The organism is Corynebacterium sp. NML120713, assembly GCF_001875735.1.
GTDB classification, from domain to species: Bacteria; Actinomycetota; Actinomycetes; order Mycobacteriales; family Mycobacteriaceae; genus Corynebacterium; species Corynebacterium pseudogenitalium.
This window is the reverse complement of the sequence record NZ_MLCR01000025.1, coordinates 25614-36991: the sequence shown is the minus strand read 5'-3', so window position 1 is coordinate 36991 and position 11378 is coordinate 25614. Positions and strand designations below refer to the sequence as shown.

The 11378-nt window shown below is 63.3% G+C and carries 9 protein-coding genes; 2 read left to right on the top strand and 7 right to left on the bottom strand.

What is annotated here, in order from left to right:
• The 3 genes from BJP06_RS10925 to BJP06_RS12375 all read right to left on the bottom strand — a co-directional run.
• Positions 1-304 (bottom strand): hypothetical protein (locus tag BJP06_RS10925; protein WP_255365844.1); only part of this gene is annotated, 304 nt, incomplete at its 3' end.
• Positions 210-1016 (bottom strand): DDE-type integrase/transposase/recombinase, encoded by an 807-nt coding sequence (locus BJP06_RS12485; RefSeq protein WP_083433290.1) that lies wholly within the window; start codon positions 1014-1016, stop codon positions 210-212. The genes BJP06_RS12485 and BJP06_RS10925, both read right to left, overlap by 95 nt.
• Positions 1017-1093: 77 nt before the next feature.
• Positions 1094-1918: a hypothetical protein gene (locus tag BJP06_RS12375; RefSeq protein WP_255365849.1), complete on the bottom strand. Its 825-nt coding sequence runs from the start codon at positions 1916-1918 to the stop codon at positions 1094-1096.
• A gap of 156 nt (positions 1919-2074) precedes the next feature.
• On the opposite strand from BJP06_RS12375, the gene BJP06_RS11985 reads away from it, so the two are divergent.
• Both BJP06_RS11985 and BJP06_RS10905 read left to right on the top strand, forming a co-directional pair.
• Positions 2075-2992, top strand: a complete 918-nt coding sequence (locus BJP06_RS11985) for a hypothetical protein (RefSeq protein WP_143000740.1) — start codon at positions 2075-2077, stop codon at positions 2990-2992.
• A gap of 41 nt (positions 2993-3033) precedes the next feature.
• The gene (locus BJP06_RS10905) at positions 3034-4008 is read left to right on the top strand and encodes an IS3 family transposase (protein WP_071573862.1); all 975 of its coding nucleotides are present in this window, start codon (positions 3034-3036) and stop codon (positions 4006-4008) included.
• Between the two features lie 115 nt (positions 4009-4123).
• Here BJP06_RS10905 and BJP06_RS10900 read toward each other — a convergent pair whose 3' ends face one another.
• The 4 genes from BJP06_RS10900 to BJP06_RS10885 all read right to left on the bottom strand — a co-directional run bounded on the left by BJP06_RS10900 (position 4124) and on the right by BJP06_RS10885 (position 11283).
• Positions 4124-4675, bottom strand: coding sequence for a sigma-70 family RNA polymerase sigma factor (locus tag BJP06_RS10900; protein WP_071573861.1), 552 nt, complete (start codon positions 4673-4675; stop codon positions 4124-4126).
• A gap of 83 nt (positions 4676-4758) precedes the next feature.
• On the bottom strand, positions 4759-7860 hold the full coding sequence (locus BJP06_RS10895; RefSeq protein ID WP_369822290.1) for a murein biosynthesis integral membrane protein MurJ: 3102 nt from the start codon (positions 7858-7860) through the stop codon (positions 4759-4761).
• Between the two features lie 208 nt (positions 7861-8068).
• A complete protein-coding gene (locus tag BJP06_RS10890; RefSeq protein WP_071573859.1) occupies positions 8069-10534 on the bottom strand; it encodes a DUF6049 family protein in 2466 nt (821 codons plus the stop codon).
• Positions 10531-11283 (bottom strand): NUDIX hydrolase, encoded by a 753-nt coding sequence (locus BJP06_RS10885; RefSeq protein WP_083433288.1) that lies wholly within the window; start codon positions 11281-11283, stop codon positions 10531-10533. Before BJP06_RS10885 ends, BJP06_RS10890 begins: the two co-directional genes overlap by 4 nt.
• Positions 11284-11378 lie beyond the last annotated feature (95 nt).

Below are 11378 nucleotides of genomic sequence, written 5' to 3'. Positions count from 1 at the left end.
ACGGTAGTTGGTGATAGATCCTGACCATCTGCTGTTTCTGGGTATCGCTATAGGTGACAATCCCGCGATCTTCAGTGTTGGGGATAAACACGACTGCCGCAGCATCCGGCATGACCAACTCACTATCAGCAAGCGTGGCACCGGGTGCAAGCGTGACAGTCGGCAACGCCAGCACATCGCGTGCAGAAAGCATGCTTGCACGCCGACGTTTACGAGTCCTGCCGGGGTCGGGGTCGGTGTTGTAGTCTGCCCAATCCTTCTCTGGTGGCTTGGGGATCAGCGGGGGAATATCGTGCGGGGACATGGGTGCGGACCTCCTTCGGGTTTTGGCCCACAACCAGCCTGCCACCTAGGGCCATATGCGGATTATCGTTGCTAATCGACTGCCTGCTGAAGGAGCGTTTGACCTGGTGGGCATCAAAAAGTCTGCCAAGGCTGCGACTGGTCATCGCTGCCCCGTTATCGGAGTGCACCGTGTCGACATCAGGGTGTGCGGCAAAGATTTCTTCAAACATATGTCGTGCCACGCGGGAATCTTCGTGGTGGGCAACAACTGCGCCGACAACAGCACGGGAATACAGATCGATTGCGGTATGGCAGGCGTAGTACTGGTTTGTGTACTTGCCTGGAAGATAGGTGATATCCCAGCACAGCACTTGACCTGGCCGGTGTGCTTCAACATGTGGGGGCTGGTTGTTGCCGCGTGCACGCCGTGGGCGTGTTCTGCGTGTGCCGTGGCGTTGTGATAAGAGTTTGCCGTGTGCTTTGGCGACCCGGTAGAAGCTACGCAAGCTGGCGATATAGCACCCATTGTTCAATGCGTGGTAGAAGACATCATCCACACTCGAATACGGATTAGCATCTAACAAGGCCAAAATGTCGTTGACTTGCGCATCGGTTAAGCGTTTGATGTTGCGTTTGTGATGCGGGATCGGATCTTGCTTCTTCGGGCGAGGATTGTCCTGGTAATACCGCCTGGAACGGGCCACGCCTAACACATTGCAGGCTTTCCTCATTGAGTGCCCGATACCAACGAGGGCTTCGATTAGCTCGTTTTCTTGTTGTAGGCCTTCCTCATAGCGTTGTGTTTGTTCTACTGTGAGGATTTTCCCGCCACGTTTGAGTCCCCGCCAGTGTTTTCTGGCAGAGACGCTATAGCTTTTCCCAGCACATCACTGGTGTCCTTCCACAGCTTGAGCTCTTTGCGTGTTCGATCAAGCTCGCGGCGTAGCGCGTTGTATTCCTTACGCGACATGGTGACCATGTCGTTGTTGGTGGTCTTAGGTGTGTTCATGGGTTCTACCTTTCTTGTATGCGTGTAGTGGGCAATCGTGCCGTTTGCGACTTTATCGATCCATCGGCGCATCGTGTCTTTGACGATGCCGTGCTTATCAAGCAGTGCCTGCTTTGTCCCATGCGGGGCGGCAACATACTGGTGGACAAGTGAGATGATTGCTTCAGCGTCTAACACCACCGGTACAGGGGTAGTTGCCCCGGTATAGACTGCGGCGCGTTGTTGCTGGGTAAACGTGCCAAGATCAAACCGCTTCATCCACCGAATCACTCGTGATGCGTCCATGTCGTGACGGGCCAGCCAAACCTTCTTTGTCCCGTACGGTAGTTGGTGATAGATCCTGACCATCTGCTGTTTCTGGGTATCGCTATAGGTGACAATCCCGCGATCTTCAGTGTTGGGGATAAACACGACTGCCGCAGCATCCGGCATGACCAACTCACTATCAGCAAGCGTGGCACCGGGTGCAAGCGTGACAGTCGGCAACGCCAGCACATCGCGTGCAGATGGCATGCTTGCACGCCGACGCTTACGAGTCTTGTCGGGGTCGGGGTTGGTGTTGTAGTCTGCCCAATCCTTGCGTGGTGGGTTTGGTATCAGCGGGGGAATATCGTGCGGGGACATGAGTGTGGACCTCCTTCGGGTTTTGGCCCACAACCAGCCTGCCACCTAGGGAGGATTGCGTCCTTTGTCACTGGCTGGCCAACCTGCGCACCAAATTCCTGTTTTTCCCTTAGTGTCAGGATGGTTGTGAACGTCAATCCATAGGAGGTTTTGTTCATGACCGACCCACAGTTGCCTGAGTTGGTGCCGTCAGCGTTGACGTCACCACCGACCGTTGCAACCCCGGTAAGGACCCACGGGGGCAAGACTAAAACATCACGCGAGGAAGTCAAAGAGATCCTAGCAATGCCACCGCGTGTGCTGGCAGCGGGGCAAGTACTCGATGAAGACACGTTGGCCTCACTTCAAGCAGTAGCAGTCGTGTTCTCCCCGTACCGCACTACTGGCTCTGGCAGGTGGTTTCATCCAGCACAGCAGCGACAAATGATCACGATTTATAACCGGTTGCCGTACGGCACGAAAGGCCCATGGTGCACCCGACAGGCAATCCAGTCTTGCGATATCAAGCGCTGGGCCCGCGCATTACAGTTATCAAAGTCCACCACTGATGGTTTAGATGGTATTCAACGAGCCAAACGCAGCGTTGATGAAGCATATCGGGGAAGGTATTCACCTGACTACATCCGTGAGATGGTCATTGAATATCAGCTGGTGCCGTATGGCCAGAAAGAAGCGTGGTTGATTGAACATGGACTTGCTGACCACACCGTGCGACGCTGGACAGCAATGGTTGCCGATGGTGATCTCACCACGCGTACTACACCAAGGAGGATTGGAACGTTGACGATGGATGAGTGCGTTGAAATCCAGCAGTTACGCAAGGAAGTCTCCGCGTTGATGCAGCAAAAGCGCAAGCTCGAACTCGATGCGAAGCGTCGGGAGGAAGCTATGCAGCGTGCCCTGGATAAGGCAACAGAAAGAGCAGAGCGGGCTGAATTAGCCACTGATGTGTTGGGAAAAGCTTTAGCGACCATGCCAGGGCAACATGGCGTGGACTCAAACGTGGCGGAAGAGTCCTCACTCAAGACCAACAACGCCTCTACGACCAAGGACAACACGCAGAAGAAACACTGATTGACCAGTTAGTTGACTGTGGCTATTCGAAAACTCACGCAATGCGCATCATCGGAGTCTCACGCAGCCGCGTGTTCTATCAAACGAAGCCACGCCCACGTGTTGCCGATCCAATTGCCTACGACAAACGACGGATCAACCGACTGTCCGATACCACTGTCGAGCGCATCTTGGAATTGTTAGACGCCAATCCACATTCCGGGGTGGACCAGGTATTTTACGCCGCGTTAAACAACGGGATTTACCTGGCAAGCCTGCGCAGTTTCTACCGAGTTGCCAAAAAACATGGACGATTGCTCTACCAACGACACAACACCAAAGCCAAGCAAGCTCAACGCAAACGAAACGCCTCCCCGCCACATGTACGCGCCACAGCACCTGGCCAGGTACTGTGCTGGGACATTACCTTCTTGCCTGGACAATACGTCGGACAAAACTTTGCATGCCACACGGTCATTGACCTGTACTCCCGCGCAATCGTTGGCTGCGTCGTAGCAGAACGCGAAAACAGCCACGTAGCAGCAGCAATGTTTGACGACATCCTGACTCGTTTTCCCCACGTGAAAACCGTGCACTCTGATAACGGCAGTGCGATGACAAGCAAACGCCTCGGCAAACTCTTCGCCAAACACGGTGTGGCCCGCTCATTTAACCGGCCTCACACCAGCAACGACAATCCGCATACCGAGTCGGTGTTCCACACCATGAAAGGCAGGACCTACTACCCGAAAACGTTTGCCACACTCGGCCACGCCAAAAACTGGCTCAACGAATGGGTGCCGGTCTATAACGCCACTCCCCACAGTGGAATCAACTACTACCCGCCACAAGCAGTCCTCGACGGCACCTGGGACAAACTGCAACACCAACGCGAGGAGGGGATGCGAAACGCGCTACGCGAAGGCATCATCACTCAACTTCCGAACACCGCAGCTGGCACAGGCATTCCGGCAGAAGTCAGCATCATCCGCACCACTACCCAAACCGCCCCGCCCCCACAACCCATCACGATCTAACACCCAACCATGTTCACAACCACTTGACATAAAGCGTTTCGGGGAGCAGGTTTACAAAAACCCAGGTCGCGCACACGGCGCAAAGGAATTTGGTGTCACGCAGCCCCTACGAGGGCTAGCAGACCTCTTCCATGTGCTCGAGCATCATGGCGCGAGCGCGGGCCCGGCGGGACTTCATGGTGCCAGGCTGGACGCCGCAGGTGTCGGCGGCGGATTGGAGTGACATGCCCATGATGTCGATGAGGTAGACGGCTTTCCGGTGCGCCTCGGGCACGACGCGGAGGGCGTCCTTGACGGCGATGAGGCGATCCAGGTTGGCGGTTGGGTCGTGGGCGAGGCGGGGGTCCTTGTCTTGGGGGATGACGTCGTAATCGTCGAGGGACACGGTGTACTCGGCGCGGCGCCGACGTTGGTGGTCCAGGCTGGCGTTGGCAACGAGGCGGTACAGCCAGGTGGAGACCTTCGACTCGAAGCGGAAGCCGTGCAGGTGGCGCGACGCTTTCAGGAGGGCGTCTTGGACGATGTCCTGGGCGTCCTGCTCGTTACAGGAGTAGCGAAGGGCGACGCCGAACATGTTGCGTTGGTGGCGTCGAACGATGAGGTCGAAAGCGTGGACGTCGCCGGCGATGTAGTCGTGGACCAGTTGGTGGTCTGTTTTTCTGCGCATGATGCACCCTCCCATTGCTGATGCATCCAGTGTGATGCATCAGCGCCGGAAGAGGAAGCGTTTTTTGTCCACCATGGTGGACATCATCGGAGGCTAGTGCGCCCGATGAGGGTGACGTCCCGGAGGATGATGTCCTGGCCGGAGACGTTGAGGACTAAGCCGGTGAGTTCCGGTGAGTCCTCCACGTCGATGCCGTTCTGGCCGTTGAGGAACGTGCCCTCCTGCAGCAGCGGCAGGTCTGCGACGTCGCCGTTCCACGAGGCGCCGGCGGGCAGGCCGTAGATCCGGAAGGTGTCGCCGTTGGACGGGGTGTCGACGATCACGTGCTCCAGGGTGAACCCTGTGCGGGCGGTCGCGCCCTTGGCGGGTCGGAGCTCGACGCTCACGTTGTCTGAGCCGGTCCAGGTGGTGGAGCGGTCGGCGTCGACAAGCTCGGGCGCGGAAGCACCTTCGATGGTCGCGCGCATCGGGGTGAGCAACACGGGCAGGCCCGTGACCTCCTCCTCGACCTCCTCTACCCCAGTCTGGACCGAGTCCACCGTGACGGGCGCGTTCGTGTCGTCGCCGGAGAGGAAGCCGACCAGGTACGCGGTGAGCGCCGCGATGATGATCACCGCGCCAACCGCGAGCGACAGCAACACCGCGAGTGTGACCGGGCCGTAACGGCGAGATCCGAAACCGCCGCGCAGGTCCTTCGGCTCCTCCGGCTCCTCCTCCACCGGCTCGACGGGGTCGATTGCTTCGGCGGGTGCGTCCTCGGCTTCGTCGCGGGTGAGCTGGCGCTCGAGCTCGCGGAAGTCGTGGGACTCGATGGCGTCGGCGTCGACGAGGGCGCGGGTGGTGCTGGCGACGTCGGCGAGGTCATCGGAGTCGACGTTGGTGGTCAGCAGCTGCAGCGCGGAGGCGAAGGCGTCGGCGTCGTCGGCGGCGGAGGCGTCCGGCAAGACGGCCGGGAACGCGAGGCGCACGTGGCCCTCGCGGTCGATACGGAGGCGCTGGCGGTTATCCAACCCGAGCGGCACCCCAGCCTCGTGCGCCGCGGCGATCGCGCCCGCCAACGGGGCAAGCGCGTTCGCCACCGCATCCGTGTGCAACGTCTGGCCCGACTCGGCGACGGCGCGGACCGAGGAGCCCTCCACCCAGTCCGCAACCACGAGGGCGCCCGTGCGATACGACACGATCTCGATGTTCTCCGGCAGCGCCGGGTGGCGCAGCATCGCGAGCTTGCGCGTGCGACGCGACACACCCGCGGCGTCGATAGCGGCCTGGCGCGGCGTCGCCGGAGCCATCGGGGCCATGCCCGTCGTATCGACGAACGTCAGCGCCACGGAGCGGCCCGTCGACACCTCGCGGGCCTGCCAGAACTGCGCGCCCGTCGTGGAGCCGTGATCGCGGATGAGGCGGAAACGGCCATCCGACACCGACGCACCCGGTACCAAACGCGGACCACGCACGACACCAGCCGACATCGGCGGCGGCACCGGCGACGCATTGAACGTATCGGCGGCCAGGAACTGCTGCGACACATCCCGCAGATCCACCTCGCCGACCTCGATCGCGGCGTCCTCGTCCGGGCGGATAAAGCGACCCATGCCCGGGATGCGCGCCAGCGCGCGGCCCAGGTTCTGCACCTCCGGCAGACCAGAGCGCGACAGCACCAGGCCCGTCGCCACCACGAACAGCACGCCGAGGACCATCACCTCAAGCAGGAAGCCCAGCGACGGCAGGCCGATGAGCCCGCCGAGGAAGGACGGGGCGTCGATACCCGCGACATCACGCACGAGCCAGCGCACCAGGAACATCACCGCGATACCGACCAGCGCCGAAGCCGCCGCCCACAGCGACGTGTGCAGCACCGAACGCGCCTCCAGCGTGCCCAACTTCCGATGCAGCAACAGCGCGCCGATCACCGCGCCGGCGACGAAACCGAAGCCGTTCGCAGCACCCAACAGCACCACGACGGACTGCGTCGAATCCGCAACCAGCGGCGCTAGGTACGACAGCACCACCTTCGTAATCGTGATGCCGGCGATAATGAACGTCGGCGTCCATGCCTCCTCCCGCGCGTAGAACACGCGCAGGTGCAGCATCACCAGGGCGTACGGGATCAGCGTAAACGCGGAGAAACTCACCGTCAGGCCCAGCGTGCGGGCCGTGCCGCCGTCGAAGTTGCCGTAGGCGAACAGCGCGTGCCCGATGTCCGGGCCGAGCGCCGTCATAAAGACAATGATCGGGATCAGGGCGATGAACGTCAGCTTCGTGCCCAGCGTCAAGTCCCGGACCACCGCGGCGTCGTCACCGTCGGCGGCGTTGCGGGACAGGCGCGGCATGATCGCCGTCAGCAAGGTGACGCCAATGATGCCGTAGGGCACCTGCAGCAGCATCCAGTGCTGCTGGTAAATAATCGGGGCGGCGTCGCTCGCCATCGACGCGATACGCGTGGTCACGATGTAGCCGACCTGGCTAATCCCCACATAGGTCACGATCGCCAGGGCCATCCCGCCGAACACCTTGAGGCGGTCGTCGATACCCCACAGCGGCCGCAGGTTAATGCCGAGCTTGCGCAGCGCCGGCAGCATAATCAGGCACTGCACCGCCACACCCAACGTCGTGCCGACGCCCAGCAGCAGCACATGCGGATTCGCTATCGACGCCGGCGCCGCGGGATTCAAACTGCCCGGCAACATCATGTACCCCAGCAGCACCGCAATCGACACCACGTTGTTCGCCACCGGCGCCCACGCACCCGGCCGGAAATGCTCCTTCGTATTCAGCACCGCCATGAACAGCGAGAACATGCCGTAGAAGAAAATCTGCGGCAATACCAAATACGCAAACGACGTCGACTGCGCGACGTTCACCTGGCCCTCATCGTCGAGGAAGACGCGAGTCAGCAGCGGCGCGGCGGCCACCGCGATGATGGTCACCACCGTCAGGAGCGTCAGCGTCAGCGTGAACAGCTGGCGGATAAAGCGCTCCCCGTGGTCCGGGTCCTCCTTCTCCGCGCGCACCAACACCGGCACCACCAGGGCCGTCAACACGGATCCCAGCACGATCTCCGTAATAATGTTCGGCAGCGTATTCGCCGTATTAAATGCCGACGCCACCGCCGGGCCCAACGCGGCGCCGATCAGCACCGTGCGGATGAACCCCGTGATGCGCGAAATCAGCGTCGCGATCGCCATCGACCCCGTCGCCCGCACCACGGAATTGCTCTCCGGGGCGGGATCCGGCACCGCCGCCGAAGGGTCCGCGGTCAGCGTCGAACGGTCCGGGGCCTCGGCCTCGGTGGCGTCGATAAGCTCTGGGTTCTCTCGCGGGGTGGGCACCGGCGCCGGCGGTGCAGGGGGCACGATTCGGCCACGCGTACCAGCCCGAGGTTGCTCAACCACGTCAGTCTCCAATCAAAGGTGGGTGTTCATTGTCCAAACGTTGCTGTGTTGTTGGGCTGCGTGGCGCAGCCCGCGCCCGGCGCCGACGGCCCACCGAATACATCAGCATCAGCACCACCAGCACGCCGAGCCCGGTAACCAGCGCCCAGCCCTCCACGGCGGCGCCCGCCGTGCGCACCGAAATGTTCACCGGCTGCGAGATCGGGCTGCCATCGGAACCCGCCAGGTACAGCTGCAGGTCAATACTGCGCTGGTCCTCCGGGTAGTCCGCCGTCATCTGTACCGTCTGCGAGCCGCGGGCCGGGATCCGCATCGTGGTTGGCACGTGCAGCGTGATCGGGCCGCTCGCCGCCTGGAACCGGATGGTCGTCTGTACCGGCAGCGGCATCCCGTTCTGCGCCACGATCAGCAGTGGGCTCGACGGGGAGGTCCGCGTGTACACGTTGCCCGGCGGGATCAGCGTCACCGACGCCCGCAGCGCCTGCAGTACGTCGCGGCTGCCCCGCAACCGCTCGGCCGTGGTGCGCACGGCGGCGTCGTACCGCGACAGCGACTGGCGCTCCTGCATACTCAGGGCCGCCAGCACATCGCGGCGCAGCGGCAGCGTGAACCCGTAACGCGTCAGCGCCACCTGCGGGTCGTTCGCGAGCAGCTGTGTTAAGTCATCTGTGAACTCAGCCTGCTGGGAGGCCGTCAGCACCTCCGCGTCCGAGACCACCGTCGGATCCGGAAACAGCGTGCCCACGCGCGTCGCCGCCGGCACCTCCGCCGGGTCGGGCGCATTCAGGAAGTCGCCGAAGCTCATCGGCGCCGCCTTACCTTCCCGGACCAGCTCGGCGACCGTCCCCAGCAGCATCGCCGCCGAGTCCGCGTCCCAGCTCGCCGGAGGGTTCACGAACACCGGCTCCTCCGGCGTCGCCTCCTGCACCGCCAGCCGCAGCGCGGACGCCGCGTTGATCGCGCGCGCCCGTTGGGAGTCCATCTCGTAGCGGTACCGCAGCGCGTCATTCGAGTAGCCGACGGTGGCGGGGGCGGAGCCGACCGTCGCTAAGACCGAGGCCAGCGAGTCCTGGAACTGTACCGCCATCACCCCCGGCGCCACCCACGCGGCGTTGCCGGGGCCCGGGTGGTCGACGCTGCTTCGCGCCGCCAGCACGTGCACCGGGTGCGCGGGCGCCGCCGGGAACACGTCCGCGGGGTCCGGCAGTTCGTTGCGGTCGAGCGCAGCCTGCCCGTCCCCACTTGTCGACGCCCGCTCCGCCCGAGCCGCCTCCCACCCCCCCTGCAGCCCGTGCTCCGGGATCGCGGAGTCGATGTGGTTGGCCCAGCCGAAGGCGGGGGCTGCGTCCGGCGTGATGTAGCCGGCGCCGGGGATGACGGCGTTGAGCGTTCCCGCCGTGCCGAGCTCCCGCTCGAGCACGAACGGGCCACGCTCCAACGCCTCACGCATCAGCCACGGATCCCCGGTGCGGGCCAGCGTGTTGACGTCTACATTCTGCCACGGCAGCGCCACGGTGCAGCCCTTCGCTGCGACGCTGCGCAGCTGAGCCAGCCACGCCTGCGCGTCCGCTTGTCCCTTGCCTATCTCGCCCTGGGCGGTGGTGTCGTCGGTGTTCCAGCTGTCGCGGAGTCGCTTGGGCTCCTCAGCAACCGGCGGGCGCGTGGTGGTGACGCGATAGCCTTCTGCCATCCGCGCCACCGTGTCCACGAGCGCCGGGTCCAGCCCCACGCACGTGGCGAAGCCGACGCCCGGCTCCTCCACGGCGTCCTCGTACTGGCTGAGCAGCCGCTCGAGTCTCCCGCCGGGCGCGAGCTGGCTCGCCAACGTCTCCGACTTCAGCAGCAGCGGGGAGCGCTCCGGGGCTTCCCCAGTCTCGCCAGGCACGATGTCAATCGGCGCGGTGATCGGGTACAGCGCGGTCATAGCCGGCGCCGGGTCCTCCGACGGCTCGCCGCGCACCGAGATGTGGAAGCGCTCAGTGTCCAGCGAGGTCAGGTTCTGTTTGAGTTCGAACAGCAGCGGGTACGTCCCCGCGCCCGGCAGCTCAACATCCAGCTCGACCTCTGCTGACTCCCCCGCGCCCAACTCCTTATCGACGTCCACTCCGCGCCCCACCGGGCCGTACTCGCTCACCGAGGCGACCGTCGCCGCGCGCTGGTCCAGCACGGAACCCGTGGCCGGGCCACGCCGTGGAACCACGCGCAGGTTCGCCAGCGGCGCGTCCGTGTTGTTGTGGATGCGAAGTTTCACGTGAAACATTTCGCCGGCGTTGAGGGCCGAGGGGGCGTCGACAAGCGTGATGGACGCGCGGGTGCCCTCCCCCGGACGAACTGCCGGGTTCACCCACTGCGACGCCACCGCCGGGTCCTCGGGCGACGTTGGCGCTGGTAGGGCGCCCGCCGTGACCGGGAGCAGACCCAGCGCCGCCACCGCAATCGCCGCGGCTCCGCTACGCACGCTGCTCATCGCGGTGTCAACCTTCCGGCCGCGGCCTCCTTGCGCGCCAAGTCCGGCATCCTGTTCACCGCGATCCGCGCGAGCTTGCGCTCGTCCGCGTACGCCAGGCGCTCAATCAGCTGGTTCATCGGCACCCACGCGACTTCCGTGACTTCCGGGTCTTCGTCGTTAAACACCCCGTCGACGTAGCGCAACAAGTTGTGGTGCACTGTCTTATGAATACGGACACCCTCAGAAATGAACCAATAATCAATCACACCGAGCGTGTTGAAGGCCTCGCCGGTAATCCCGGTCTCCTCCCACACCTCACGCTCCGCGGTGCGCCACTGCTCCTCGCCTTCCTCAACGTGGCCCTTCGGCATCGACCACAACAGACGCCCCCGACGGTCCAGCCGCCCAATTAGCGCGACGTAAATCTTCGACAAGTCCACCTTGTCGTGCCGGTCCACAGCCTCCGCCATACCCGACACCACCAGGCCGCCCGCGCTCGTCTCGTTCCGGGTCTCCAGCGACGAATCCACCGGCCGCTGCTGCCTCTTCCGTGCCGACGCGCCCCGCCCCCGCCGGTTCGACCCGCGGCGACGCTGCTGCTGCGACCCCCGCTTTTTGGCGTGCGAACCACGCCGACGGCCACGCCGCCGCTTCGGGGAGTCACCCCCCGCCTTCGAGTTAGCGCCGTCCCCGCGCCCCTTCCCGCCAGAGTGCGAAGACTTCCGCTCCGACGGAGGAACCGGCTTCGGCCGAGTGTTCTCAGTCATTCAATTCATGGTATCCGTACTGGCCACCTTTGTGGTACTTAACAGCACCAGGGAAGCAAAGTATCGTGTGAGAGGTGACAAAGACTGAAGAAACA

Excerpts from the sequence above, each read along its gene's own strand:
- BJP06_RS12485 (WP_083433290.1), bottom strand. The coding sequence starts at position 1,016 with ATGAGGAAAGCCTGCAATGTGTTAGGCGTGGCCCGTTCCAGGCGGTAT.
- BJP06_RS12375 (WP_255365849.1), bottom strand. The coding sequence starts at position 1,918 with ATGTCCCCGCACGATATTCCCCCGCTGATACCAAACCCACCACGCAAG.
- BJP06_RS11985 (WP_143000740.1), top strand. The coding sequence starts at position 2,075 with ATGACCGACCCACAGTTGCCTGAGTTGGTGCCGTCAGCGTTGACGTCA.
- BJP06_RS10905 (WP_071573862.1), top strand. The coding sequence starts at position 3,034 with ATGCGCATCATCGGAGTCTCACGCAGCCGCGTGTTCTATCAAACGAAG.
- BJP06_RS10900 (WP_071573861.1), bottom strand. The coding sequence starts at position 4,675 with ATGCGCAGAAAAACAGACCACCAACTGGTCCACGACTACATCGCCGGC.
- BJP06_RS10895 (WP_369822290.1), bottom strand. The coding sequence starts at position 7,860 with ATGGCGATCGCGACGCTGATTTCGCGCATCACGGGGTTCATCCGCACG.
- BJP06_RS10890 (WP_071573859.1), bottom strand. The coding sequence starts at position 10,534 with ATGAGCAGCGTGCGTAGCGGAGCCGCGGCGATTGCGGTGGCGGCGCTG.
- BJP06_RS10885 (WP_083433288.1), bottom strand. The coding sequence starts at position 11,283 with ATGACTGAGAACACTCGGCCGAAGCCGGTTCCTCCGTCGGAGCGGAAG.